We start from the raw sequence: 26936 nt of genomic DNA on the forward strand, positions 1-26936 counted from the left end.
ACTTGGCATAACTTCTTATAATAACAAATACATAGGTACAGTGGCGACACTCTTATAAAGAAAGCGTGCAAGAAAGTAAATCAATGTACGATTTGCGCAAAAAATCTGCGAATAATCCAAAAGTTACTAACAGAATACTGCCAATACTGTGGCACAAACGCTATAAAATACCAGCTGTTTCTAGCACGAGTATTTCAAGGTTATCATGCTTTGATTCTAATGATAGCTGTGTTTGTTTTAGCAAACTTGCACTTTTTGCTATCTACCCTTATGTTATTATCACATAGCAATTAGAAAAACCATATTAGTAGCAACGCTTGACGTTTTTTATTAGATTTATAACTCATATTTTTCATTCGTATATTTAGTTCGTATATTTAGAAAGGAACCACTTATGGCAACTGACACTACTGCTTCACGTCACGAAAAGCTCATCATTTTAGGCTCAGGTCCTGCCGGTTATTCGGCTGCGGTCTATGCGGCACGCGCCAACCTTAAACCTGTTATGGTAACGGGTATTGAAGTGGGTGGCCAATTAACCACCACCACCGAAGTCGATAACTGGCCAGGCGATGCGCATGATTTGACCGGTCCTGCATTAATGGAGCGTATGAAGGCACATGCTGAGCGTTTCGGTACAGAATTGGTTTATGATCATATCAATGATGTTAACTTGAATGTACGACCTTTTGAGCTGTCAGGTAACAACGGCACCTATACTTGTGATGCCCTGATTATCTCAACAGGTGCCTCTGCTCAGTACCTAGGTCTAGAATCAGAAACCAAATTTAAAGGGCTTGGCGTATCCGCTTGTGCCACTTGTGACGGTTTCTTTTATAAAGATCAAAAAGTTGCTGTGATTGGCGGTGGTAATACAGCCGTTGAAGAAGCCTTATACCTCTCTAACATTGCTTCTGAAGTCACTTTAGTGCATCGCCGTGATAGCCTGCGCTCTGAAAAAATCCTACAAGACAAGCTGTTTGAAAAAGCCAAAAACGGTAATGTCAAAATTGAGTGGAACCATCAAGTCAAAGAAGTTGTCGGTGATGACATGGGCGTCAATGGTGTCGTTATCGAATCAATGATTGATGGCAGCACCAAACAACTGGATGCAATGGGTATGTTTGTCGCCATCGGTCATAAGCCTAATACCGACCTATTCAAAGGTCAATTGGATATGAAAGATGGCTATCTGGTCGTCAATAGTGGCTTGAATGGTAATGCCACGCAGACCAGTATCGAAGGGGTGTTTGCCGCAGGTGACGTGGCTGATCATGTCTATCGTCAAGCCATTACCTCTGCTGGTACTGGCTGTATGGCAGCGCTGGATGCTGAGAAATATTTGGATGCTATCGGTGAGACAACGGCGAAAGACCATACCTATGCGTCAACGCTGACTGCTGATCAAGAAGACTAAATGAATAACTTTGCGCAGCACGGCGATCATGATCAATACATCACGCCTGAGACTTTACAAAGTCTTGGGCGTTATGACTTTCCTGATCCTATTTCTATCGATCCTGAGGGCATTGGTATTGTCGCGATGGGTGGCGATCTTGCACCCGATACATTAATATCTGCTTATGCACAAGGACTGTTTCCATGGTTCAATGAAGATGAGCCTATCGCTTGGTGGTGTCCTGAGCCGCGTTGTGTGATCGTCCCATCTGATTATCAACCGAGTAAGTCACTGCGCAAGCAAGCAAGTCGCACGCGTTGGCAACTAACACTCAATCAAGCTTTTGATGACGTCATACATGCCTGTAGTCTGCCGCGTAGCGATGGTCTTAATAATGACCTGCCCGAACGCGAACACACTTGGATTCATGAAGAGATGATTGAGGCTTATACCAAACTGCATGCGCAAGGATTTGCCCATAGCATTGAGGTGTGGGACGAGACAGGTCAGCTCATTGGTGGATTATATGGGCTAAAGATCAACGGCATCTATTTTGGTGAATCCATGTTTCATCGTGCCTCTAATGCGTCAAAACTCGCGTTTTGGGGGTTGATGCGCTTATGTGAGCAAAGTCATGTTGCACTTGTCGACTGCCAGTTACCTAATGATCATCTCATGAGCTTGGGTGCCACTACTCTACCGCGTCCTGACTTTCTTGCTCAATTAGACCGCTTAATAAGCAGTCGCTCCATCAATTGGCACAATAATTTTCATAAACCATTGGCCGTATCCCTTCTCGATACAGCAAATCCTTGGCAGCATCAATCATGAAATCTACAAAAGCTAAAGAGTTAAGAGAGTTTTATGGCGCTTGATACCTCATTTCTGCTAATCGGAGAGCTGGCAGCAAAAGCCAATACAACCAAAGACACCGTGCGTCACTATGAACAGTTGGGCCTATTAAGGTCGCGTAAGCGTCAAGCAGGCTCACGTTTATATACTGAGTTTCATCCCGAGTGCGTCGAGCGTATTGAGCTAATCAAAAGCGCGCAAGCCATTGGTTTCACCCTTACTGAAATCAAAAACAGCTTAAACGATTACTATGATGGCCAATTGGATATTGATTTGCAGCTCATGCTGACTCAGCAAAAGCTAGAACAAGTCAGGAAACAGCAAGCCAATATAAGCGTGATGGTAGAGTTATTGAGCGAGCGTATAGATGTTCTTGCACGGATGAAAGCAGACAGCAATTATCAATTAGACACTAATATCTGTAAAAAGAAAATACCATCAAGTTAAACACGATAACGTTGGTTGAGATAAATAATTTATCTTTAAAGAAACCACGCTTATAACTCCTAATGAGAATTTACTCTCTTCACTCACCATAGACATGTTGCATGATTAACGCATCAACTGCGGACTGATTCGGTGACTTATAATAGCCTTTGCGTCTATGAATGACTGCAAATGCTTGCTTTTCATATAACGCTATCGCAGCATGATTGTCTGCTCGTACTTCTAACAACAAATTTTCCACCTGATTACTCTGCAATACTTCATGCAACTTATCAATAGTTTGTGAAGCAATGCCTTGTCGTTGATAATCAGGATGCGTGCCAATACGCAAAATCTCTGCTTGCTCAAAAATCACTTGATAGAGGCAGTAGCCAATGACTTTATTATTATCGGCTTTATCTTCTTGTTTATAAACTATGAGCATATGCATACTATCTTGCACGAGCATCTCAGCCAACGTCTGCTCAGTCCATGCGTCGTGCGGCTGTACGAGCGCTTCGATATTTGCAACGGCTTGAAGCGCTTGTTGCCGCTCTGATGTATCGATTGCTAATTTCTTTATAATAAACACCGCTTCTCCCTTTATTTTTCTTATGCAATAAACGCTATCTCATCGTCATTTTTATAATTACTCAGAAATGACATTATTTATGTCATAAATACCCGCTTTCGCGCCTCATATTTAACACTATCTTAGGTATTTCTTTTAATATTGCCAAAATTTTTGTAGAAAACATAAAAAAACTGCTTAGCCCTTATACTTAAGGATTAAGCAGTTCAACAGTATTTGAGCTTCAGCATTCAAGTATTTATCGACGCCTGATGATACCAGTCAAACGTCAACACACTTAAGAATTGTGATTAAGCATTACTTTTCAGATATTCTAACATGGTATCTGCATCTGATACTTCAAATGGATCTGTTGGACAGTTGTCATCAAAACCCGCTTCTTTAAACACTTTTTTGATTTCTTTATTATCGACATACATCGAATATCGCCATGAACGCATACCAAAGCCAAAATTGCTCTTATCAACCAGCATGCCCATTTTACGAGTGAACTCACCATTGCCGTCAGGAAGCAAGAAAACGTTTTCACGGTTTTGCTTCAGGCCCCATTGGTACATGACAAAGGCATCATTGACAGAAATGCAAACGATTTCGTCTACGCCTAATGCTTTAAATTCATCGTAAAGCGCTTCATAACGAGGTAGATGGCTGATCGAACACGTTGGCGTAAAGGCACCTGGTAGAGAGAAAGCCACCACTTTTTTATTGGCAAATAACTCATCTGTGGTTAAGTCATACCATTTAAATGGGTTGTCTCCGCCGATAGATTCATCACGAACACGAGTTTTAAAAGTCACATCAGGTACATGGGTAATCATTATTTACTCCGATTTAAGTTATTGTGTTTTTATTTTTAAAATCCTGCCATTATATAATAAGGGTTATAGCTATCTATAAGCAAATCTTTAATCTACTATATATGAAGCAGCCCTTGTAATTTATAGCTTTGGGATTTATTTTTTCAAATGAGAGAAAAACCCTAGTATTTAACCCCTTCTCCTCATTCACACCCCATAAAAAAAGCCACCCTAGATAGGATGGCTTTTTTATGACTAATTCATAATCTCATTACTGAGACTTAAGTCTTAGTTCAATACGTTAGCAACAACACCAGCGCCTACAGTACGGCCACCTTCACGAATTGCGAAGCGTAGACCTTTGTCCATAGCGATTGGGTGGATAAGCTCTACGCCCATCTCAACGTTATCACCAGGCATGACCATTTCAGTACCGTCTTGTAATTGGATTGCGCCAGTTACGTCAGTGGTACGGAAGTAGAACTGTGGACGATAGCCGTTTAGGAATGGTGTGTGACGTCCACCCTCTTCTTTTGACAGTACGTATACTTCGGCGTCAAATTTGGTGTGAGGCGTGATTGAACCTGGCTTCGCTAGTACTTGGCCACGTTGTACGTCTTCACGCTTAGTACCACGTAGTAGTACGCCACAGTTTTCGCCAGCACGACCTTCGTCAAGCATTTTACGGAACATCTCTACACCAGTACAGGTGGTTTTTTGAGTGTCACGGATACCAACGATTTCGATTTCGTCACCAACTTTTACGATACCAGATTCAACACGGCCAGTTACTACGGTACCACGACCTGAGATTGAGAATACGTCTTCGATTGGCATTAGGAATGCTTTGTCAACGTCACGCTCTGGCTCTGGGATGTAGGTGTCTAGTACGTTTAGTAGTTCTACAACGGCTGGTTGGCCGTATTTTTCTTGTGAGCCTTTTAGGGCTTCAGTAGCAGAACCGTGGATGATTGGGGTGTCATCACCTGGGAAGTCATAGTCGTTCAATAGTTCACGAACTTCCATTTCTACTAGTTCTAGTAGTTCTTCGTCATCTACCATGTCACATTTGTTCATGAATACGATGATGTATGGTACGCCAACCTGACGTGATAGCAAGATGTGCTCACGAGTCTGTGGCATTGGGCCGTCAGTTGCTGATACAACTAAAATTGCGCCGTCCATCTGAGCGGCACCTGTGATCATGTTTTTAACATAATCGGCGTGACCTGGGCAGTCTACGTGTGCGTAGTGACGTGTGTCTGTGTCATATTCTACGTGTGAGGTGTTGATGGTGATACCACGTGCTTTTTCTTCTGGTGCTGAGTCAATAGACGCGTAGTCTTTTGCTTCGCCACCAGAGGTGATTGCAGCTACGGTTGCGATTGCAGCGGTAAGGGTGGTTTTACCATGGTCAACGTGTCCGATGGTACCGACGTTGACGTGTGGCTTGCTACGTTCAAACTTGGCCTTTGCCATGGGTATTTCCTCTTTTTTTGGTGAATGATCAATAAAAAGCTGTTTAATGGCTCATAATAAAACTAACTCATCATAAACCTAGCTATCAACCGCACGAACCACTGCTTCTTATCAAACAGCACTTCGAACTAATTTTTGTATCCGTTATTATACGCCGGCTTATCCTCAATAGTCATACATCTCTTGCTCGAAACCTATTTTTCTATTATCTAAAGAGGTCTTAAATATGCTACTGCTTATAACCGTTTAACGGCTCGATGTGCAAAGCTATTATATCAGCTAGATGACATCATCAAACAATCCGTAAAATCCGTTAACATATGAAAAAGCAATCCAATCCCAATGATGTTAAAAGGCTTACGAAAAAAGAGCAAAGCAACATATACCAGCATCGCATAATACGTATGTAGCGGATGAAAATTAATGCTACATCTATTAGCCTGAAAGATCGGGTCTGCTACTAAGTGATCCAAATCAACTAACATAGTCGCAAGCAATATCAGATATGCTTTTTTCCACTCTTTCTTAAAAAATACAACTGCGATAACGAGAGGGAAACCAAAATGCAAAAAGTAATGTATAAACGTTTGCATACTCGTTTACCAGTTTTAATTCTGTTGATATCGAATCATCAAAAGCAATATTTATTAATATGCTGACAGCACTAAAAGGCAACACCTCAGTGTCACCTTTAAATCGTTACCTGTCGTACTAATTTTATATGTTTCAATATTTTATATTTTCGATATCGACGCAAAGCTATATATAAATAGCAAAACAAGCATAGAGGATTTACATAATAAATGGAGCTCATATCGAGAATTGAACTCGAGACCTCTCCCTTACCAAGGGAGTGCTCTACCGCTGAGCTATATGAGCGTATAGTGTAAACCTTTGAGCTGCACTAAAAAAAATATCACGATACAGTAGTAATAACTGATGTCGTGATGAATAATTAATAGGCTTTGCGATGGTGTATATATGGAGCGGGTGGCGGGAATCGAACCCGCGTCATTAGCTTGGAAGGCTAAGGTGTTACCATTATACCACACCCGCATTTACTCTAATCTTAATAACTCTAGTTGAGAGTTAGAAACTATATAGAGCATGCTTGGCGCTATAACAAACTTTTAAAAAAATATGGTGGTGGGAGAAGGATTCGAACCTTCGAAGCTTTCGCGACAGATTTACAGTCTGTTGGGTTTGACCGCTCCCCAATCCCACCTAAGGGTGCTTTGAACAAAAATGACTCTCATTTAAGACAAATTCATAAAAAGCTACTTTAAAAGAGATGGTGCCGACTGCCGGGATCGAACTGGCGACCTACTGATTACAAGTCAGTTGCTCTACCAACTGAGCTAAGTCGGCTTGTTCTCTCTAAAGTGGTGGCTATTCTATCAAATATTTTGAGATGCGCAAGCCCTTTTTTATCTTTTTTTTTATTATTTTAATAATAATATTCAAGCTACTGATTACGTTGTTATTTTTTTGATAGAAAAATAACAACATAATTGCTCTTCTGATCTATTGTGATTATATGCGCTGCACAGCTGGCTATATAACTAGCGAATGCGTAGTCCATTACAGGCCATTTTTACCGCTTTGATCAATGCCAATGCTTTTTTATTGGTTTCATCCCACTCCGCTTCTGGCACAGAATCAGCAACAACACCTGCGCCTGCTTGGATATGGATTTCACCGCGGCGCATCACTGCTGTACGAATAGCAATGGCGGTATCCATATTGCCATTCCAACCTAGATAGCCCACTGAACCACCAAATACTGTCCGACGTACTGGCTCTATCTCATCAATGATTTGCATCGCGCGAATCTTGGGCGCGCCTGATAGTGTACCCGCTGGAAACGTGGCACAAAATACATCTAGCGTGTCTTTATCAGACCTTATCATACCCTCCACATTGGACGCGATGTGCATGACTTGTGAGTAGCGCTCAATAAACATCTTGTCTGTAACTTTGACACTGCCATATTCACAAACACGGCCGATATCATTGCGACCCAAATCAATAAGCATTAAGTGTTCGGCAGTCTCTTTTTCATCATTGAGCAGCTCTTGTTCAAGTGCCAGATCCTCCGCTTCATTCTGACCACGCTTGCGCGTCCCTGCTAGTGGCCGTACGGTGACTTTACCGTTTTCGATACGGGACAGGATTTCAGGAGAGGCGCCAATGATATCAAAGCGTTTGTGATCATCAAGCGTATAGCCATGCACCAAAAACAGATACGGCGATGGATTTAGATAGCGTAATGCACGATAGACGGCTAGAGAGTCGCCTGTGTAATTTGCCGTCAACCGCTGTGCTGGAACCACCTGCATGACGTCGCCTGCTGCGATATAGTCTTTTATTTTCTTAACGTCGCTGCAGTACTTTTCCATACCGGTTTGCGAGATAAATTTTGGTGTGGGCATCACTGGCGCGGACAAATTGGACGGTTCTGCCAACTTCTCTTCGATTTTTTCCAACTCACGGATAGCTAAGCTGTAGCCCTCCTTGGTTTGACAGTCAGCATAGACGATGATCGATAAGGTATTTTCTAAATTATCAAAAACAATGACACTCATGGAAAGCATCAGTCACATATCTGGCATCGACATCGGATTGGGTGCGTCAGATAGGCCCACACTAGGCTCAATGATACGTACCATGTCGTAACCAAAGTAACCGACTAGGCCGCCGCTAAAACTTGGCATGGTGGGCACATCTTCAGCAGTCGGCATCTGATACTGCGCCATCAGCTGACGGATATAATCAAAAGGATTCTCTACTGCTGCTGTATCGATATGATCGTTCCGCTTGGTAGTCATATTGCCATCAGCGTACTGTAAAATAAGATCACTACCCAAGCCGATCATCGAGTATCTTGCCCAGCGCTCACCGCCTACCACAGACTCAAACAAATATGCAGAGCCGTTTAAATCACGTACTTTGGAAAACACAGACACTGGCGTCTGTGCATCCATCAAACGTTTTTTGACTAAGGGTGCATGACTAAAACCCCGATCTTTAAACGCTTGATATTCTTGGAAAGTCATCATAGTAACGCTCTCTTAGCAGCAGAATGGCAAAAAATAAAACAGTGGACTGAACCATAAAATATAGCGCCAACACCGTATTTGAATGTTAGCGCTATAAAAAGCAGTTTGTCTGAATGACGATTCATACAGCAGTTAAGTTAAGGCCTCAACCTTCATAAACTAACTGAGGTAACGGACTGCTTATCAATCAGGATAGCTATGGATAAACGCTTGTATTCAACCTACGGATCGATGTCACTACATAACGCCCATGTTAAATAGCCATAATGCCAAGCCAATAATCAAAATGGCAGCAAATACCCATATAAACCAACCACCACTAGATTTTTTCTCTACTTGTCCTGTATGAGCTGGATTACTGATTTCTTGATCCATCGCGTTGTTGCCTTGGGTGCCAAGATCATGAGCCTGCCCTAAATTTGCCGTACCCGAAAATTGCGAGGTCGCTGCTTGCTTGGCTTTTAAAACCTCAGGATCGGCTTCTTCTTGTAATTCAGTCTTTGTCGTTTTGTCGTGCTCTTCACTTACTACTGGTTTTTCATTTACTACAGGTTCTTCACTTACTGTTGGCTGCGATACTGTTGGTTCATCATAAGTAGATACTGTTGGGGTCAACGGCTCTGCAGTCGTCACAGCTTCTGACTCCGTTACAGTTGACTCAGGCGTCTCAGATACAGACGTCTCAGATACAGGCGTTTCAGATACAGGCTCTGACTCTTCTGGTGCTGTTTCAATCGATGCAGGCGTAGCACTTTGTGCAGCCGACAAGACATCCTCAATACCTGTCTCTTTAACTACTGGCTCTTGAGGCGCTGGTTCAGCCACTTCCGCTCTGTCAACTACAGGCGCACTTGCTGAATCTACTGCGGTGTCTGAAGTAGTATCGACAGATGGACTCTGTGCATCCTCTGCAGCGGGTAAAATCTCTTCAATATTCGTTTGCTTTACGATTGGTTCGCTGACGATATGCTCTTCGATGATATATTCATCATGCAAATTCTCAGTAGTTTCTGCTGGGGCAGTCTCATCACTGACACTACTTACTGTATCGTCCGTTATGACTGGCTCTAGTGTCCCATCTGCTGTAGCAGCGACAGGCGCTTGCACCTGAAAACTAAAGCTTGCAAAACCAAGCGTATCCTCAGCCTGTAGAAGGTTTGATTCGTTGCCCGCGATACGTTGATCATTGATAAAGGTACCGTTAGAAGAGTCTAAGTCTTTTACGTATAACTGACCATCAAGTATGCTTAGAATGGCATGATTGCGAGATACTTGCTTGCTGCCGAGTACCACATCATTGTCACCGCCGCGACCAACAGACAAGCTATCCTCGACTGTCAGTGTCAGATCGCCCAGCGCCTCTGTTAATGCATTTAATTGCCATGTGCTGGCTTGTGCTGCCGTGCTCACACTATCTATATTATCCGTCATCTTGTTACTCCTTATTTTTTCTATTAATTTTCAAACGATTTTAAGCAAATTACTGTCAATTTTTATTCACTGACCACTCTATGATAGAGAGCATAATTAGTGGTCATGTGCTTGCTCTATTTTGGTATAAAGTGAGGCTTGATGACCTTATCAAGCTGGCTATACGGAATGCTCAATACCGGCATACCGTAGGCGTATGGACCGATAGAATAGTGCTGATAACGAATGTTAATCCCTGTTTCTGTCAAGGTCACATTGTCGCTCAACATAAACGGCCAGCTTTTCTCATAGCTACTGACATCATCAGCGACGGTCTTCACCCATGCTTTATACGCATCATGCGCGAGTGCTTCAAAACGAGGCTTTTTGCCTTTGATCAGCATGTCATCAAGAGTGACTTGTTTTTTGGTGGTCAGATCAAACGTCAAGTACTCACTATAAGGCATACCGTGAGCACCGCCAGTAAAGACGTAGGAGTTGATTTCGAACAGCTCAAAGTTATTGACGTGACCCAAGTAATCAGGCGTCACCATCAAGCTATAAGCCCACGAAACCTCTTCAGGCATATCTTGAAACTGCGATGTCGCAAAGTCATTAATCGCAGCAGTTACGTCTTCCTGGCTGCTTTTCGTCTTAATAGGTGCTGACTCAGTTGGCTTGCTATTCACCACCAAATTATCAATACGTGCATTGACTGTCTTATCTATCCAACCATGATTTGTCTTAAGGTATTTAATCTCAATTTCTGGGCAATTATCACGCTCAGTACACATCTTTTGAATTTTTTCTGGTAACTGATAATCGAGATACTCTGCTGAGCTGATAAGGCTACCTGCATTTGCGGACAGACTAGCGGCACCCATCAGTAAACCGCTTGCTAAGAGACCAATTCGCCGTGTACGCCCTACTCTGCCTAAAGAAATATGCGTCAGCGTGAACCTATTAAGATGAGATTGAACCATAGCTTTCATGCATCCTCTTTTATAAATATAAAATGTTGTAATACATTCTACCGTAACAATGACGCTGTATTGTAGGAACACTGTTTGTGTTTTTGAAGTGTTGCTATAGTCGGTTCACTATAAAATCGATACAATAAGATTAAACGCTATTTTGCGCAGCCTCTGGAGACGTAGTCACAGCAAGCAAGAAAAATAGCGTTTAATCAAATGAATTTATTATCCTGTATCGTTTTTATTTAGACTTAACTATAATCACTCAAAACCTCTCTTGACTCATTTGCCGCATAAATAACGGACAATAAAAAAGACACGGCTAGCGTGTCTTAATCATTGAACAATAAGCGATGCAGGTATATTTGATACAAATAATCTTAATGCTCACGCGTGCTGCTAAAGGTGATCTCTGGATAACGATCTTGCATCAATTGTAAGTTGACCCGTGATGGCGCAAGATAAGTCAGATAACCACCACCATCGATTGATAACTGGTCATGGGCTTTTTTCTTGAACTTTGCCAAAGCCACGTCATCATCGCAGTGAATCCAGCGTACAGTGGCAATCGATACTGGCTCAAAGGTACATTGCACTTTGTATTCTTCTTTGAGACGATGCGCGACCACTTCAAACTGTAGCACCCCAACCGCGCCCAAGACCAAATCATTATTGATTTGCGGCATAAATACCTGCGTGGCACCCTCTTCACTTAATTGCTGTAGTCCTTTTTGCAGGGCTTTTGATTTAAGCGGATCTTTTAGTACCACGCGGCGGAACAATTCAGGAGCAAAATGAGGAATACCGGTAAAGCTCAGCTCCTCGCCTTCAGTGAAGCTATCGCCGATAGAGATCGTTCCGTGGTTGTGTAAACCAATGATATCGCCCGGATAGGCTTCTTCTAGCGCCTCACGGTCGCCTGCCAAAAAGGTCAAGGCATCGGCAATACGAACGTCTTTACCCAGACGCACGTGCTTCATTTTCATGCCCTTCTCGTACTTGCCAGAGCACACGCGCAAGAAGGCGATGCGGTCACGGTGACGTGGATCCATATTTGCCTGGATCTTAAAAACAAAACCTGTGAAATCGGTCTCGGTTGCTGATACTTTACGCTCAGTCGTTGGATGGGCTTTTGGTGGCGGCGCGTATTTGACCAAGGTATCGAGTACCATGTTGACACCAAAGTTACCCAATGCCGTGCCAAATAAAACTGGCGTCATCTCACCTGCCAAAAACGCCTCTACATCGAACTCTTCTAACGCCATCTGTACCAGCTCGAGTGACTCCTCAAAAGCATCAAACATCAGCTGACCTAGACGCTCGCGTATATCAGGATAATCATAGCCTTCGCGTGTCTCAGAGACGGTCATCTTACCGCCATTGCCTTTCTCGTATAAGTAGGTTTTGTCTTCTGCAAGGTGATACACTCCAACAAAATCCTGTCCCATACCAATCGGCCACGTGACGGGCACGCATTTAATCTTTAGTACCGCTTCGATTTCACTCAGTAGCTCAAGCGGCTCACGAATCTGGCGATCGAGCTTGTTGACGAAAGAGATGATTGGCGTATCGCGCATGCGACAAACTTCCATCAGCTTGATGGTTCGTTCTTCGACACCTTTTGCGCCATCGACCATCATCAGTGCGCTATCCACGGCAGTCAACGTACGATAGGTATCTTCACTAAAGTCGGCGTGACCTGGGGTGTCTAGTAGGTTGACCATGTGGTCTTTGTACGGGAACTGCATGACAGAGGTGGTGATTGAGATACCGCGCTCTTGCTCCATACTCATCCAATCTGAGGTGGCATGACGATCGGTCTTACGGCCTTTGACTTCGCCTACGACCTGAATCGCTTGTCCCCATAACAACAGCTTTTCAGTCATGGTGGTTTTACCAGCATCGGGATGCGAGATAATGGCAAAGGTGCGGCGCTTGGCCACTTCTTTGTTGAGTTTTTTTGGATCTACGCTCATAGTTTTCAGCTTCAACAGTTGTGTCATTTAGAAGTCAATCTAAATAAATAAAATCAATAATGAGCGTATTGTAGCCGATTTCGCGTTATAGTGCAGAGTTCACGCACAAAAAACACGCTCTATCAGTCAGACAAAGCGTGTTAACAAAATTTTTAACCGTCAGCGTAGGGCTTGCTTGATTTTAATAATAGCGCTTGATTTGCTCCGCTAAGAAGTCTCCTGCGACCTCATTGACAAGCGTACAATCTACCACGCCAAAGCGGCTATCTATATTTGGATCGGTGCTACCTTTGGCAACATAATTTGCCTCATAAATATCCTTCCCATATTCAACACCACTATATTCATAGGCAGGTTGATTTTTGTATTCAAAGAACATCACTTGCGCCGCTTTTTGCTTATTTGCTATACCAACACCAAACTGAGAGGTTCTATGATCTCTGTCGTCACTAAAGCGTTGTTTAGCAGCTTCGATCCATTTCTCCAATGACGAATAGCCTGTCTTATTTTTGTCATTGAAAGCCAAAAATGAGCGCTCGCTTGTCACGACTGGAATGTAACAAACGGAGCCTTCAGGGAAAGCAATATTAGATGGAATATTGGCATAATTACTCAAATCGGTGAGAATACCGCGGCGCTCTTCAATACTCGTGCCCGCGCTATAACTATTGGCACTCAATCCAGACAAGTTCAGTGTTTGATAGGTGGTTTGATAGTCCAGTTTGTTATTACTGTTTTTTTCATAAATAGGACGCTTGACCGTGCGACCATTGACTTCGATGTCTTTGTTTTCGAGTCGACCTTCGAAATTATCTGCCAATATGGTTCTGTCTAAATCATTGAGACTCTGGTTGCTATAACTGTTAATGAGATTGGTGGTTTTGATCTCGCGTGCGCCTGTGCGATAGGTCTCATCGATGCGTGCAATAGCAGTATCGTTGGCCTTACTGTCATAGCTATTAGCAAAGCTTGTTACCGTAATACGATTACTATTATTGCCATAAGTGCCGTTATCTTCTTCACAGCCTATGAGCGCAAGCATTGTCCAGAAGAAAACACCAGATATCGCAACCACTCTATTCATCGAACAATGTCCTTATGATTTAGATTTTTTATCACCAGCAGGTATTGCTACTGTAGATAGCTCCGAAAGTCATATTTACAAACTTGTCGTAAAGATTTACTACCGACTTACTGAGCTGTTTTAATGATTTGTTATCCTAGGTTGGTTATTTGGCTTTACCACGAAAATCTAAAAACCAAAACAAAGGATGTGTTATGAAAACTTTATATTCAACCAAAGCGACTGTTACTGGCGGCCGTGCAGGTTCAGCAAGCTTAAGTGACAATGACCTGACTATAAACATGGTACCACCAGGCTCTGGAAAAGAGGGCAATAACCCAGAACAACTATTTGCCATGGGATACAGTGCCTGCTTTGATGGCGCCCTTGCAGCTGTTAAGCAAATGGAAAAAGCAAAGTTTGATTCAACCACTTCAATTGAAGTAGATTTGCTTCAAGGCGAAGGCCATGACTATAAACTGGCTGCTAAAATTCATGTCATTGGTGAAAATACAGAATTGTCAGCTGACGAGTTTCAACAGTTAGTCGAGAAAGCGCACCAAGTGTGCCCATATTCTAAAGCCACACGCGGCAACATCGATGTTGAAGTCACCTCAGAAGTAAAGTAACGTATTATGAGACTCATTATCAACAATTAATTAAGAAAGTAGTTAATTAAAAATACGTTAATTATAGAAGAACTCAGCTGGTCTGGGTTCTTTTTTTGTTTGAAATTTTGGTGAAAAAATAAAACCGCCAGAACATCTCGTAACGGTTAAGCAGTTCGGCACGCACTGTTTTTATCGTTATAATAAGAGCATATTTTTATCTAATAGCTGATAAGTGACTTTTATGACTGATAATATAGCTGACAATACCGCCGATAACGACCACAACTCCCATCAAGCACTCGATCCTAAAGCCTTACCGAATTTTGACGATATGCCAAATGTGGCACTGATGGATACCAGTCATGTAGACAAAGATCAGCCGCCCTTTATCTTAGTCGACGGCTCGTATTATCTGTTTCGCACCTATCATGCCCTCCCAAAGACCATGCAAAACTCGCAGGGTCTAATCACCAATGCGATACGCGGTACCTTGAATGCGCTGCTCAAACTCATGCGTCGTTATCACCCTACTCATATGGCCGTCTGCTTCGATACCAAGTCACCGACTTTTCGCCATCATATGTCGCCTGACTATAAGGCCGCTCGTCCGCCTATCGACATAGAGCTGGTAGAGCAAATTCCTTATATTCATCGTTTGGTCAGCGCCTTGGGTATTCCGCTATTACGTATTGAGGGTGCAGAGGCCGATGATATCATCGGTACACTTGCCCATCGAGCCGTCGAGCAAGGTCACCATGTGGTCATCTCAACGGGTGATAAAGACATGATGCAGTTGGTTAATGATTGCGTCATCTTAGAAGACAGCTTTACTGGTAAAGTCACGGATACACCAGCGGTAATCGATAAGTTTGGTATTAACCCAAACCAAATGATTGATTTCTTAACGCTCATGGGCGACAGCTCTGATGGGATCAAAGGCGTGCCAGGTATCGGTAAAAAGACCGCCAAAGACTTGTTGGTTGAGTATGGTGACATCGACAACATGCTCAAGCACATTGGCTTTATCAAAGGCCGCGGCGCAAAAGGTTTGATCGAACACGCCGATGATATTCCTTTTAACAGAAAGCTTGCTACCATCGTCACCAATTTGGAAATCGGCCAAGATTGGAATGATCTCAAAATCAACACCGATCCTTGTGCGCATATAGAGGAGCTTCGCGCCCTATATACCGAGCTTGAATTTAGAAATGAGCTGGCATCTCTTGATCATCCAAACCATCCTGCGAATGGCGCGCAAAGTGTCGCTGATAGCCAAGCAGACGCTGAGTCACAAGCGCAAGTTGCCAAATCGCTGCAATCGACCCATATTGATAATATGACGGGCAGTAACCATCAAGATAAAGCGTGGCATACTGTGCTCGACGAGCCTGCGTTTGATAGCTTGGTCGAATTATTAGAAGCAGCTCAGCACTTTGTTATCGATACCGAAACTACCAGCGTTCATTGGCGTGACGCGCAAATCGTCGGGCTGTCTTTTGCTGTACAAGCTCACGAGGCCTATTATATCCCGCTCACCCACCGCTTAGAAGGTGATGAGCTAACAGCGAGACAACTCGACCGCGATACCGTACTGGCGCGCTTAAAGCCTGTGTTAGAGAATCCAAATATCGGTAAAATCGGACAGCATCTAAAGTACGATGCGCATATCCTTGCTCACTATGATATCGACCTAGTCGGTGCGATACATGAGCAGCCAAATAACTGGGCGATGGATACCATGCTGGCAAGCTACGTTATCAATGCGGCAGCGACTCGACACGGTATGGACGATTTAGCACGCCATTATCTGCAAACGCAGACGATTGGCTTTGAGGAAGTCGCAGGCAAAGGCGCGAAGCAAGTCACCTTTGACCAAGTGGCTATCGATATTGCGAGTGACTATGCTTGTGAAGACGCTGATATTACTTATCAGTTATTTGACGTGTTCAGCGTTGAGTTGGCTAACGATGCCAATAATGCCAAATTGCTACACGAGCTAGAGATTCCAACGGCAGAGATACTTTGCCAAATGGAAGCAAACGGCATTCTCATCAAACGCTCTTTCTTAAACGAGCTATCAAAACGCTTTGATGAAGAAATCATCGCGCTAGAAAAACGTGCTTATGAAGTGGCTGGCGAAGAGTTTAACTTAGGATCACCGAAGCAGCTTGGTGAGATGCTGTTTGACAAGCTTGGCGTGCCGGGTGGCAAAAAAACCAAATCTGGTCAATACTCGACTGGTGAAGCGGTTCTATCAAAAATCGATCACCCATTAGTCGATATCACCTTAGAGTATCGCGGGCTGTCTAAGCTAAAAAGCACCTATACCGATGCACTCGATAATGTTGCAGATGCTGAGACCGACCGCGTGCATACCAGTTACCATCAAGCACTGACCAGTACTGGCCGTCTGTCATCAACTGATCCTAACTTACAAAATATTCCCATTCGTACTGCGACGGGCCGCCTGATTCGCCAAGCCTTTATCGCCCCAGAAGGTCGCGTGATCTTGGCCGCGGATTATTCACAAATCGAACTTCGTCTCATGGCGCATTTCTCAGGTGATAAGAACTTGACGCACGCTTTTAACGAAGGGTTAGATATTCATGCTGCGACTGCTGCTGAAGTGCTTGGCAAGGACGTTACGGACGTTACCTCAACTGAACGTCGTAATGCCAAAGCCATTAACTTTGGTCTGCTATACGGGATGAGTGCCTTTGGACTTGCCAAGCAATTACAGATGAGCCGCGGTGAAGCGCAAGACTATATCGATATGTACTTTGAGCGCTATCCGGGTGTCAAAAACTATATGATCAACACCCGTGCTAGCGCGTACGAGCAAGGCTATGTCGAGACGATATTAGGCCGTAAACTCTATACCCCTGATATCAATCATGGCAATCGTATGGTCAAGCAAGGCGCTGAGCGTGCCGCAATCAACGCGCCGCTACAGGGATCTGCCGCTGATTTGATTAAGCTTGCCATGATTGCCGTTGATAAGGTATTGCCAAAAGATCAAGCCAAAATGCTGCTGCAAGTCCATGATGAACTGGTGTTTGAAGTGGATGCCGATAAGGTAGACGCGGTTAGCCAATTGATTACCGATGCCATGCAAGATGTCTTGACGACTACGGCCGTAGATAAAGGCTGGCATGTCGACTTTGCTGTACCGTTACTGGTTGAGACTGATAGCGGTCAAAACTGGGATGAGGCGCATTAATCATTGATTTGGTCAACTTAGAACGCTAGCGAGCTTAAAGATATTATGGGTTATGATGGGTTTTGAAACCCACTGTATCATCTATATAAACAACCACTTATGACTACTTGGTTATATTCTATGACGTTATTATTACCATATTGGGTTATAATAGCGTCATAGTAGATTATGCATATTTCGTTAGATGTTTTTTGGTTTAGAGTGAGCCTACGGGCTCACTTTTTTGTTTTTGACACATTTTTTTGATACGCAGGAGCCAGTTATTTTGAGTTCAGATGGCATTATTGAAATTCCTGGTATGATCTTGCTATTTGTCTGTTTACTGCGTTGCACACAGTACATGATAAAAAGTCATATCAAACACATTCAGGCCTTTTGGTTGGCAGCCGCACTTGTATTTTTTACCGTCATTCGTCGCGAGCTAAACTATCTACCAGATTTGTTGGTTCCGAGCGATTTCTCGTTTTTAAATCACTCTTATGATTGGTGGGAAGACAGTGTGCTGACCGTTATCTATCTCGTCGCGCTTGGCCTATTAGCTTATTCGAGGCACTACCTATGGGCAGTATTAAAGAATGTGCCGGTCTCGCTCTACCTCATCGTTACCGCGCTGGCAATCATTCAATATATGGGCGAGAACGCCATTATGTTCCCGCCTACATTTGGTGAAGTTGTCGAAGAGTTGGCTGAGACTGTCATCTATGGTATTGCCTTGACGTATTTATGGCGATTTAAGCTGGCTGATTATGAATCATGTCTTGTGCAGAAATTAAACTATGAGCTCAAACACGCTGATAATTAAAATCATAGTAACGATACTATTAGGGCGTGTTGAACATTCGCAAATAGGCACTGCTGATCGCTAAAATGGTTCCAGACAAGGCACAAAGCGACGATAATGCAGATGCCTTAGCGAGATTTGTAACGCAGTATGGGGCAATTTTAGCATCAGCCCTAACGATAAAAAGCAGGGGATAGGACTCTTTTTTACCGCTTCATCGTTAAAAATAAGCGCTTAGAGTGACTAAACTTATTATTTTTAACATCGAATCGCCTAAAAAATAGTCGCTGTCAGTGCCATGGTCGAATGTTCAACACGCCCTAATGACATAGCAACAAAGATCTTTTAAGCAATTTTATAAAAACTCACGGCTGCTCAATATGAGTAGCCGTTTTGCATTTTGGCAATCGCCTTACATTTTTTGAACATCCTGTCACACCTTACTACTAGTGAAAATCCCAATAACCGTACAAACTTATGGACAGATTATCAATGTCGCTATAAGCAGCGCTTTTATAAGCCCTTACAATGACTTTACTGCTAATAATTACAACAAGGAATGACTGATGGAAAACACAAAGAATCCACTACCAGAAGAGATGGATCATATCGATGGCAATCGCCGCGACAATAATGACAGCACCAATAACCAAAACAATCAGTTGGTCGATTTAGACAATCCGATGCTGCACACTATCGACAATGATGATGTGATTGATAATAGTGCAGGGTTTGATAATTCAGAAGTCGGTAGTGCTGCTACGCAAGGATTAACACCTATGCATCGTCAAAACCTTGATGAATCACGTGTCGATGAGATTTTGGTTCAAGACAATCTTGATGATAATGATTATCCAGATACAATGGATATTGCTGATAGAGATGCCGCAGAACGCAGCAATGACGATGATTTTTAGAAATTAGCACCGCGGCTAATATAGCCCTTTAGAGCGAAAAAGCACGTTTAATATCGTTAAGCGTGCTTTTTTATGACTTATCATTTAACTAACAGTAATAGATATTTTCAGCCGATTAAACCCATCCATCAAGTGTGCCAGCCCAGCCTTTTACAAGAGGCAAGCTCAACGATTCGAGCAATTCAATGTGTGTCTCATCGAGGTTTAGCGCAGGAATATAGTGATACTCTTGCCCACCTGCCTCCAAAAAATTATCGCGGTTTTCAATGGCCAACTCCTCTAGCGTCTCAAGACAATCCGCTGAGAATGCAGGGCTAATCACTTGTACTGAGCGCACACCAGATTTGCCCCAATCTTCTAATACCACATCAGTATACGGCTTTACCCACTCTTGCTTACCAAAGCGTGACTGAAAACTAATAATCCATTCATCGTCTTTTAAACCAAGTGCATGTGCCACTTGTGCAGCGGTACATTTGCAACGCTTAGGATACGGGTCGCCTTTATCTGCATAAGGCTGCGGAATACCGTGAAAGCTAAACATTAACTTCTCAGGCTTGCCATGTTTCTCTTGGAAACGGCGGATAGAATTGGCTAGCGCCTGAATGTATAGCGGATGGGCAAAGTAGTCTTTGACAATGGTATAGTTTGGCAAGTTACGCTGCTTAAGTGTCCACTTCGTCAGCGCATCATATACCGCACCGCCTGAAGAGGCTGAGTATTGCGGGAACAAAGGCAGAATGACAAAGTGATCCACGCCTTCTGCGCGCAGTGCATCCATCACATCAGGCAATCCAGGATTACCATAGCTCATCGCAGGATGCACAGAGACGCGAAATGGCGCTACGCTATTGGCCAGACGCGGCTCTAATAGCTCCACTTGGCTTTTTAATATCTTACGAATCGGTGAATCCCCTTCCCAAATGCTCGCGTAAGCCTTTGCGACACGCTTAGGACGGCTTGGTAGGACAAACAGATTTAAGATGATGGCCCACAAAAACTTGGGAATCTCGATCACTCGCGGATCTGACAAAAACTGTTTGAGATAACGTCTTACGGCAGGTGCCGTCGGCTCATCTGGCGTACCAAGGTTGACTAACAGGACAGCAATACGTGGAGGCAATTCAGGTTTCATAGCAGCACTATTTATCAGCAGTAAGTTATTAGAAGTCGTGTCATCATAAAGGTACCAGATTGCTCATACACCTTTGTGCAAACACCGCATTAGTGTAGCATTTTATCCATGAATCACGCATGGCAAAAGCGCACTTGTACAATTTGCTACGCAGTCGCCAGCCTTCTATCATTTACCCTTTATTATTTAACGCGATAAAACGGCGTTTAAAAGACCTGCTCGGCGGTTGTACTCCTACGCGCATCACCCTACAATAGGCAAGCCCAGTTTATAAAAATGGTGTAAGTAAAGTAGCCCATTAAAATTTTGCCATTTTACTTTTATTTTATTGATGATTGTTGTCTTGCGAGGTAGCTTTGAACGCACGCTCTGATAATACCAGTGACCAGTCCCCTAATTCTCAAACTCACGTAAACAGCTCAGCCAATACTGCTGCTGGATCTGTGGGTGTGGTTACGCCACAAAAATTCCATTTTGCCGAGCCGTTGACCTTGGAATGTAACCGTACTCTGCCCTCGTTTGACTTGATGGTAGAGACTTACGGTACGCTCAATAGCGATAAATCAAATGCGATTTTGATTTGTCACGCGTTATCGGGCAACCATCACGCGGCAGGGTTTCATAGCGTTGATGACAAAAAAGCGGGCTGGTGGGACAATATGATTGGTCCGAACAAAGCCATCGATACCAATCGCTTTTATGTGGTGTGCGTCAACAATATCGGTAGCTGTTTTGGCTCAACAGGGCCTACAACTATTAATCCCCATAGCATTAGTTCGGATGACAGTATCGATTCAAGCGATAGCACTGCAAATAACAGCAATGAGCCACAAGTCTATGGCCCTGACTTTCCGCTCATCACGATTAAAGACTGGGTAAAAACCCAAGCCATGCTCTCAGATCGTCTGGGCATTGACGTATGGCATGCTATCGTTGGCGGCTCGATGGGCGGTATGCAAGCGCTGCAATGGTCTGTCGATTATCCAGACAGGCTAAAACGCTGTGTGGTGATTGCGAGTACACCGAAGCTATCTGCGCAAAATATTGCTTTTAACGAAGTCGCACGCCAATCGATATTGTCCGATCCTGATTTTAAGGATGGACGCTACATACAAGCTGGTACCTACCCTCGTCGCGGCCTGATATTGGCACGGATGGTTGGTCATATCACTTATTTGACTGATGACGCGATGAAAGCCAAGTTTGGTCGTGATTTAAAATCGGGCAAGTTCATGTATGGCTACGATGTCGAGTTTCAGGTTGAGAGCTATCTGCGCTATCAAGGTGAGCGCTTTAGTGAAAACTTTGATGCCAATACCTATCTACTTATGACCAAGGCATTAGATTATTTCGACCCGACACGTGACTACTCATCAACGGTAGCAAAAGACAATACAGAGTCGGCCGTCCCATTAGAAAATTCTATCGCGGCGTCAGTCGAGTCTAGCAAAGCCAATGCGCAGAACGAGTTAGAAGATGCGGTAGCGACGATTGAAGACATTGAGTCTGATCGACAGCAAGAGCTTTCTGCGCTCAAAGCGGCATTCGCCCATACGCAATGCCAGTACTTGATTGTGTCATTCACCACCGATTGGCGCTTTGCCCCAGAACGCTCGCAAGAAATTGTCGATGCGCTGATGGCTACTGGCAAACCTGTTAGCTATATTAATATTGATGCGCCGCATGGCCATGACTCTTTTTTATTTGATATTCCTCGCTACATGGGTGCTGTTAGAGGATTTTTGACAGCGCCATTTATTACCCCTAGCCGCCCAGCCACAGGAGAGCGCTCATGAGAATGGATCACCAACTGGCAGAGCGCTGGATCGCACCGCAAGCACATGTACTTGATTTGGGCTGCGGTAATGGCGAGCTGCTCGCGCACTTACAGCAGAAGTTAGGCGTCACTGGATACGGGCTTGAAATTGATAAAGACAAAATCAACGAAGCCATTGGCAACGGCTTATCGATTGTTGAGCAAGACCTAAACGATGGCTTGGCACGCTTTGCCGATAACAGCTTTGATACCGTGGTCATGGCACGCGCGCTACAAGCGGTAAAAGCGCCTGATGTGCTGCTGCTCGATATGCTACGCGTCGCCCGAGAGGCGATCATCACATTCCCTAACTTTGCCCATTGGCAAAACCGTCTTCATTTAGGGCTTAAAGGGATGATGCCGGTGTCTGAGGCACTGCCTTATGAATGGTACAACACCCCCAATATTCATCTATGTACGTTTAAAGACTTTGAGCAACTGTGTGCGCAGCATGATATTCATATCGTTAATCGCTTTGCGGTAAGCGACTCTGATAAAGGTCATTCCCCACTGATGACGGCATTAATTAGACAGGCACCCAATCTACTCGCAGATGTCGCTATCTATCGAGTGACAAAGAAAAAAACGAAGTAATGTCAGATATTTAATTTTTGCTCAAAAGGATAAAATGACCGTTATTGCTGAACCTTTTATCTTAGCAAATTGTTAACTAATGATTGTCTTATAGTAACTCTATGATTTTACTGAGGACAATCAGGTACAAGCAGCTATTAAATCTTGTAATTAGTATTTGAGTTTCGTAAGTTTGGGTGTTAAGCTAGCAAAATGTTGTCAGTTATCCCACTATTACGACCGTTTGTCTAATTAGTTGGGTTAAATCGATGATACAAAATTAAAAACTCTATTGCTGATGATTAGGTAATTCATCTCGCAAGATGTCACCTAATTGTTATCGCCGTCTAACTGTCTTTAGCGAGACGATGTTTAGCGGTACAATTTTCTTGCGTATTAACTGCCTAATTTTGGAGCTGCTATGAAATTATTAAAAGCCGCATTGTTTACTGCCTTATTTTCTTGTGCTGGTTTGGCCAATGCTGAGTTAATATCAAACGTACCGCTTGATACTTCACGCTTTGAGCTGATGCCTGTGAGCGAGCTGTCTAGTCGTGCTGCCCAAGGTAACGATCATGCTCAGTTTTATCTAGCCAAGCGCTTGCAAAAAGGCGAAGGTATTGCTCAAAACACCCAGCAAGCTATCCAGTGGTACACCAAAGCCGCTCAGCAAGGCGTTGCTCCTGCTCAGTTAAACCTTGCTATCATGTATTTACGCGGTGAAGGCGTACAACCTAACTTGCAGCAAGCGCGTCTTTGGCTAGAGAAAGCCGCGATGCGTGGCGACAACCGTGCCAGCTATACACTTGCATTGTTAGATGAAAAACAAAAAAATCTGGTAGATGCCTATAAATGGTATGACTTGGCTGCCCGTGATGGCATGCTCGACGAAAAAGTCCGTAACAAAGCGCGCGGCAAGATTGGACAGTTGGCATTGAACTTATCAAGCTCAGACATCGCCAATGCACGCAACCAAGCGGATCGCTGGTTCCAGAGTAAGTAAACTCTAATATTTTTTTACGCAGTGAATATAATAAAGCTCAGTATTTTACTGGGCTTTTTTTTGTCTAGAGAAAATAGTTAATATTTCGATAAAAGACAATTTAGTATATTAAAACTTGGTATTATCAGAACAATGATTTTGAAACCATATCAATAATAAGGGCAATATTGTGAGTGGAACAAGAAAAATTCTAATGTTAGGTAATGGGTTTGATTTAGCTCATTTTCTTCCCACAAAGTATGACCACTTCATGCATGCAATGCGTAATGTGGAAAATTATAATAAAGGTGTATCAATGACCTTTGAGTCTTTGTATACGGATTTGATAAATAGTGAAAATTACTTTTTTGATAATACTGCTAAGCTTTATAAAACTGAAGAAGCTACCTTACTGCTAGAAGAAGTTAAAGATCTTCAATATAACTTGAAGAAAAATGGTTGGTTTCAATATTTTAAAAGCTATATTGATAGTGGTATCGATACATGGATAGACTTTGAAAATGAGATGGAAATAGCATTAGATGCTATCTGTCATATTATAGGTGAGTTAGAAAATGACGCAGAATATCTGTATATACCAAGGGGCCACAATACCTTAGCTCTGCATGAAAAAATATTCGACAAAAACACTATTAGAAAATACCCTTTCATCGATGAGTTTCTTAAAAGTTTTTCTGTGGCGCAGAGAGGGTTTACACAATATGGAAATCATATGATTTTTAATAAATCTTTTGTAAAGTACTATTCAGGACAACCTGTAAATATATGTTCTTCTTGCTTGTTAAAGCACTTAGAGGAAGATTTAATGTGTTTTATTAAGATATTCTCTCAATATATTGCCTTTATTGATAGACTAGAAATAAAAAATTCTTTAAAGAAGCCCGAAGTCTTTGAAAAAGATTTGGATGCTATTTATAGCTTTAACTATTCATCTACTATCGATCGCTTATACAATCACTCTAATATCAGCTTTATACATGGGAAGGCTAATAACAATAAAATCGTTTTAGGTATTTCAGAACTTCAAAACCAAGTACTTATAGATAATAAAGCTTACGGCTTTGTCAAATATTATCAAAAACTCGTAAACAATACTGATTATCAATTTCTTAGACCAAAATCTCCTATCGTAGCGATAGAGAATAAGTTGAAAAGTCCAAGTCTTACAAAGTACCATCCTATTGAAATTTATATTTGGGGACACTCTTTAGACTCTTCCGATAGCGATTATATTCATGAAATCTTTTCATTTAATCAAGACCAAAAATATTCATTAAGAGTCATCGTTTATTACTACTCACAACCACACGCCCAACTGTCGAACCTGATAGCAATTCTCGGTAAAGATACTGTCGAGAATTGGATGAAAAATAAATGGTTGGAGTTTATTGAAACACCTGATATACAAAAGCTTAATTTTGATGATAGTTATATTGATAACAGTACCAGCAAATTTTCCAAAACCGTGATTAAACCAGAGGAAACTCGCAACATAGCCTTTGCTTAAATATATAACACTGATACTTTTGTATTTTTAAGTTTTAAACCGCTACTAAAATTTGCTACACTACGCGCGCATTCATCAATCCCACAATTTTGTTAATGCTTTAAATTGAAAAGATACTTTAAACCCAACGCACTAGGTTTGCGACCTAGCCAGCAGGAGAAACACATGAGCACCACTCAAGATAGTAATATCAAAGAAACCGTGGTAACTGACAATCAATCAGCCCCCGCCTACGATAGCCTCACTAACAATATCGTTGTTGCCGCACTTTATAAATTCACACGCTTTACTGACTTTGAGCAGTATCGCGAGCCGATTTTGAATACCATGCTAGATAACGATGTCAAAGGCACTTTATTGCTGGCAAGCGAAGGCATTAACGGTACGATTTCTGGTACGCGTCAGGGTATCGATACCATCCTTGACTATCTGCGCAATATCGAAGCGATTGGTACGTTTACTTTCAAAGAGTCTTATACCGATGCGCAGCCGTTTTATCGCACTAAGGTAAAGCTCAAAAAAGAAATCGTCACCATGGGCGTAGAAAACATCGACCCACTACAATCGGTCGGTCGCTATGTAAAGCCTAGCGAATGGAATGCACTGATCTCAGATCCTGAAGTGACTCTCATCGATACACGTAACGATTATGAAGTGCAAATCGGTACGTTCCAAAATGCCGTCAATCCAAACACTGAAACCTTCCGCGAGTTTCCAGAATACGTATCAAAAGAGCTCGATCCAGCCAAGCATAAAAAAGTGGCCATGTTTTGTACAGGTGGTATCCGCTGCGAGAAGTCAACTGCCTATTTGCGAGAGCAAGGGTTTGAAGAGGTCTACCATTTAGAAGGTGGTATCCTAAAATACCTAGAAGAAATCCCAGCCAGTGACTCTATGTGGCAAGGTGATTGCTTTGTCTTTGACAACCGTGTATCGGTCAATCACAACTTAAAAAAAGGTAATTATGAGCAGTGTTTTGCCTGCCGTATGCCCATCACTAGCGATGACATGCAGAGCCCAGCCTATATCAAAGGCGAGTCATGCCCGCATTGTATTGACAAAGCCACAGATGAGCAAAAAGCGCGTTTCCGTGAGCGCGAGCACCAAATGCAACTGGCCAAAAAACGCGGTGAAGCCCATATCGGTAGTGACGTGATGGATGTCATAGAAAAACGCAAAGCGGCCAAGATTGAAGCGCGTCTGCAAGCAGAAGCGGTAAACAACGCTAAAGCCAATTAAACCTAGCATTAGTACAATAAAACAGAAGTAAAAAAGAGAGGCTCTAATCAATAGAGCCTCTCTTTTTTTGTGATAAATCTTCAATGCGTATCAAAACTATTAGCACT

At 42.9% G+C, this 26936-nt stretch carries 21 protein-coding genes, 4 tRNA genes and 1 pseudogene; 12 read left to right on the top strand and 14 right to left on the bottom strand.

Translation table 11 applies throughout. The features are described from left to right. The first annotated feature begins 394 nt into the window (after positions 1–394). The 3 genes from trxB to GYK50_RS10405 are packed head-to-tail and all read left to right on the top strand — an operon-like array spanning position 395 to position 2698. Complete coding sequence (gene trxB / locus GYK50_RS10395; RefSeq protein WP_071002256.1) at positions 395–1417, top strand: thioredoxin-disulfide reductase; 1023 nt, start codon at positions 395–397, stop codon at positions 1415–1417. After that, positions 1418–2230 carry a leucyl/phenylalanyl-tRNA--protein transferase gene (aat, locus tag GYK50_RS10400; protein ID WP_212563872.1) on the top strand — a complete coding sequence of 271 codons (813 nt, stop codon included), beginning with the start codon at positions 1418–1420 and terminating at the stop codon, positions 2228–2230. It begins immediately after the preceding gene. 33 nt (positions 2231–2263) lie between these two features. Continuing rightward, entirely contained in the window at positions 2264–2698 is a 435-nt protein-coding gene (locus GYK50_RS10405; protein WP_058023725.1) for a MerR family transcriptional regulator, read from the top strand. Between the two features lie 79 nt (positions 2699–2777). On the opposite strand, the gene rimI is transcribed toward GYK50_RS10405, so the two are convergent. The 13 genes and pseudogenes from rimI to GYK50_RS10465 all read right to left on the bottom strand — a co-directional run bounded on the left by rimI (position 2778) and on the right by GYK50_RS10465 (position 14048). After that, a complete protein-coding gene (gene rimI / locus GYK50_RS10410) occupies positions 2778–3269 on the bottom strand; it encodes a ribosomal protein S18-alanine N-acetyltransferase (protein ID WP_212563873.1) in 492 nt (163 codons plus the stop codon). A gap of 290 nt (positions 3270–3559) precedes the next feature. Continuing rightward, positions 3560–4087, bottom strand: coding sequence for a peroxiredoxin (locus GYK50_RS10415; RefSeq protein WP_212563874.1), 528 nt, complete (start codon positions 4085–4087; stop codon positions 3560–3562). Positions 4088–4354: 267 nt separating this feature from the next. Then, positions 4355–5545, bottom strand: coding sequence for an elongation factor Tu (gene tuf, locus GYK50_RS10420; RefSeq protein WP_071002260.1), 1191 nt, complete (start codon positions 5543–5545; stop codon positions 4355–4357). A 275-nt stretch (positions 5546–5820) separates the two neighbouring features. Continuing rightward, positions 5821–6138 (bottom strand): DUF6122 family protein, encoded by a 318-nt coding sequence (locus GYK50_RS12920; protein ID WP_071002261.1) that lies wholly within the window; start codon positions 6136–6138, stop codon positions 5821–5823. Between the two features lie 211 nt (positions 6139–6349). Further along, a tRNA-Thr gene (locus GYK50_RS10425) sits at positions 6350–6424 on the bottom strand. Positions 6425–6527: 103 nt separating this feature from the next. After that, positions 6528–6601 (bottom strand) — tRNA-Gly (locus GYK50_RS10430). 85 nt (positions 6602–6686) lie between these two features. Next, positions 6687–6770: transfer RNA gene (locus GYK50_RS10435), tRNA-Tyr, on the bottom strand. A gap of 67 nt (positions 6771–6837) precedes the next feature. Then, positions 6838–6913, bottom strand: a tRNA-Thr gene (locus tag GYK50_RS10440). A 194-nt stretch (positions 6914–7107) separates the two neighbouring features. Then, positions 7108–8604, bottom strand: a pseudogene (gene trpE / locus GYK50_RS10445) (anthranilate synthase component I). 237 nt (positions 8605–8841) lie between these two features. Continuing rightward, positions 8842–10035 carry an FHA domain-containing protein gene (locus GYK50_RS10450; RefSeq protein WP_212563875.1) on the bottom strand — a complete coding sequence of 398 codons (1194 nt, stop codon included), beginning with the start codon at positions 10033–10035 and terminating at the stop codon, positions 8842–8844. Between the two features lie 116 nt (positions 10036–10151). After that, positions 10152–11006, bottom strand: a complete 855-nt coding sequence (locus tag GYK50_RS10455) for a DUF3298 and DUF4163 domain-containing protein (RefSeq protein WP_083328872.1) — start codon at positions 11004–11006, stop codon at positions 10152–10154. A 362-nt stretch (positions 11007–11368) separates the two neighbouring features. Continuing rightward, complete coding sequence (locus tag GYK50_RS10460) at positions 11369–12964, bottom strand: peptide chain release factor 3 (RefSeq protein WP_071003680.1); 1596 nt, start codon at positions 12962–12964, stop codon at positions 11369–11371. A 181-nt stretch (positions 12965–13145) separates the two neighbouring features. Continuing rightward, positions 13146–14048, bottom strand: coding sequence for a hypothetical protein (locus GYK50_RS10465; RefSeq protein ID WP_212563876.1), 903 nt, complete (start codon positions 14046–14048; stop codon positions 13146–13148). 194 nt (positions 14049–14242) lie between these two features. Here GYK50_RS10465 and GYK50_RS10470 point away from each other — a divergent pair, with 194 nt between their 5' ends. The 4 genes from GYK50_RS10470 to GYK50_RS10485 all read left to right on the top strand — a co-directional run bounded on the left by GYK50_RS10470 (position 14243) and on the right by GYK50_RS10485 (position 19556). Beyond that, positions 14243–14656, top strand: a complete 414-nt coding sequence (locus GYK50_RS10470; protein ID WP_071002265.1) for an organic hydroperoxide resistance protein — start codon at positions 14243–14245, stop codon at positions 14654–14656. Positions 14657–14879: 223 nt separating this feature from the next. Further along, positions 14880–17858 (top strand): DNA polymerase I, encoded by a 2979-nt coding sequence (polA, locus tag GYK50_RS10475; protein WP_212563877.1) that lies wholly within the window; start codon positions 14880–14882, stop codon positions 17856–17858. A gap of 340 nt (positions 17859–18198) precedes the next feature. Further along, complete coding sequence (locus GYK50_RS10480; RefSeq protein WP_340050346.1) at positions 18199–18660, top strand: hypothetical protein; 462 nt, start codon at positions 18199–18201, stop codon at positions 18658–18660. A 545-nt stretch (positions 18661–19205) separates the two neighbouring features. Then, on the top strand, positions 19206–19556 hold the full coding sequence (locus GYK50_RS10485; protein ID WP_212563879.1) for a hypothetical protein: 351 nt from the start codon (positions 19206–19208) through the stop codon (positions 19554–19556). Positions 19557–19671: 115 nt separating this feature from the next. Here GYK50_RS10485 and hemH read toward each other — a convergent pair whose 3' ends face one another. Further along, positions 19672–20691 (bottom strand): ferrochelatase, encoded by a 1020-nt coding sequence (gene hemH / locus GYK50_RS10490; protein ID WP_212563880.1) that lies wholly within the window; start codon positions 20689–20691, stop codon positions 19672–19674. Positions 20692–21134: 443 nt separating this feature from the next. On the opposite strand from hemH, the gene metX reads away from it, so the two are divergent. The 5 genes from metX to trhO all read left to right on the top strand — a co-directional run bounded on the left by metX (position 21135) and on the right by trhO (position 26829). After that, the gene (gene metX, locus GYK50_RS10495; protein WP_420070490.1) at positions 21135–22487 is read left to right on the top strand and encodes a homoserine O-acetyltransferase MetX; all 1353 of its coding nucleotides are present in this window, start codon (positions 21135–21137) and stop codon (positions 22485–22487) included. Continuing rightward, positions 22484–23101 (top strand): methionine biosynthesis protein MetW, encoded by a 618-nt coding sequence (metW, locus tag GYK50_RS10500; protein ID WP_212563882.1) that lies wholly within the window; start codon positions 22484–22486, stop codon positions 23099–23101. The genes metX and metW overlap by 4 nt, the downstream gene beginning before the upstream one ends. A 400-nt stretch (positions 23102–23501) precedes the next feature. After that, on the top strand, positions 23502–24083 hold the full coding sequence (locus GYK50_RS10505) for a tetratricopeptide repeat protein (protein ID WP_058025769.1): 582 nt from the start codon (positions 23502–23504) through the stop codon (positions 24081–24083). 169 nt (positions 24084–24252) lie between these two features. After that, positions 24253–25590, top strand: a complete 1338-nt coding sequence (locus GYK50_RS10510) for an AbiH family protein (RefSeq protein ID WP_212563883.1) — start codon at positions 24253–24255, stop codon at positions 25588–25590. Between the two features lie 165 nt (positions 25591–25755). After that, positions 25756–26829, top strand: coding sequence for an oxygen-dependent tRNA uridine(34) hydroxylase TrhO (trhO, locus tag GYK50_RS10515; RefSeq protein ID WP_212563884.1), 1074 nt, complete (start codon positions 25756–25758; stop codon positions 26827–26829). Positions 26830–26936 lie beyond the last annotated feature (107 nt).

Source organism: Psychrobacter pacificensis, assembly GCF_018336615.1.
Lineage (GTDB): Bacteria > Pseudomonadota > Gammaproteobacteria > Pseudomonadales > Moraxellaceae > Psychrobacter > Psychrobacter pacificensis.

Bases quoted from the DNA above. Each gene is read 5' to 3' on its own strand.
- metW (WP_212563882.1), top strand. From the start codon at position 22,484: ATGAGAATGGATCACCAACTGGCAGAGCGCTGGATCGCACCGCAAGCA.
- aat (WP_212563872.1), top strand. From the start codon at position 1,418: ATGAATAACTTTGCGCAGCACGGCGATCATGATCAATACATCACGCCT.
- GYK50_RS10415 (WP_212563874.1), bottom strand. From the start codon at position 4,087: ATGATTACCCATGTACCTGATGTGACTTTTAAAACTCGTGTTCGTGAT.
- GYK50_RS10465 (WP_212563876.1), bottom strand. From the start codon at position 14,048: ATGAATAGAGTGGTTGCGATATCTGGTGTTTTCTTCTGGACAATGCTT.
- GYK50_RS10460 (WP_071003680.1), bottom strand. From the start codon at position 12,964: ATGAGCGTAGATCCAAAAAAACTCAACAAAGAAGTGGCCAAGCGCCGC.
- GYK50_RS10480 (WP_340050346.1), top strand. From the start codon at position 18,199: ATGATAAAAAGTCATATCAAACACATTCAGGCCTTTTGGTTGGCAGCC.
- GYK50_RS10405 (WP_058023725.1), top strand. From the start codon at position 2,264: ATGGCGCTTGATACCTCATTTCTGCTAATCGGAGAGCTGGCAGCAAAA.
- trxB (WP_071002256.1), top strand. From the start codon at position 395: ATGGCAACTGACACTACTGCTTCACGTCACGAAAAGCTCATCATTTTA.
- polA (WP_212563877.1), top strand. From the start codon at position 14,880: ATGACTGATAATATAGCTGACAATACCGCCGATAACGACCACAACTCC.
- GYK50_RS10455 (WP_083328872.1), bottom strand. From the start codon at position 11,006: ATGAAAGCTATGGTTCAATCTCATCTTAATAGGTTCACGCTGACGCAT.
- GYK50_RS10505 (WP_058025769.1), top strand. From the start codon at position 23,502: ATGAAATTATTAAAAGCCGCATTGTTTACTGCCTTATTTTCTTGTGCT.
- GYK50_RS10450 (WP_212563875.1), bottom strand. From the start codon at position 10,035: ATGACGGATAATATAGATAGTGTGAGCACGGCAGCACAAGCCAGCACA.
- GYK50_RS10485 (WP_212563879.1), top strand. From the start codon at position 19,206: ATGGAAAACACAAAGAATCCACTACCAGAAGAGATGGATCATATCGAT.
- trhO (WP_212563884.1), top strand. From the start codon at position 25,756: ATGAGCACCACTCAAGATAGTAATATCAAAGAAACCGTGGTAACTGAC.
- hemH (WP_212563880.1), bottom strand. From the start codon at position 20,691: ATGAAACCTGAATTGCCTCCACGTATTGCTGTCCTGTTAGTCAACCTT.
- tuf (WP_071002260.1), bottom strand. From the start codon at position 5,545: ATGGCAAAGGCCAAGTTTGAACGTAGCAAGCCACACGTCAACGTCGGT.
- GYK50_RS10470 (WP_071002265.1), top strand. From the start codon at position 14,243: ATGAAAACTTTATATTCAACCAAAGCGACTGTTACTGGCGGCCGTGCA.
- GYK50_RS12920 (WP_071002261.1), bottom strand. From the start codon at position 6,138: ATGCAAACGTTTATACATTACTTTTTGCATTTTGGTTTCCCTCTCGTT.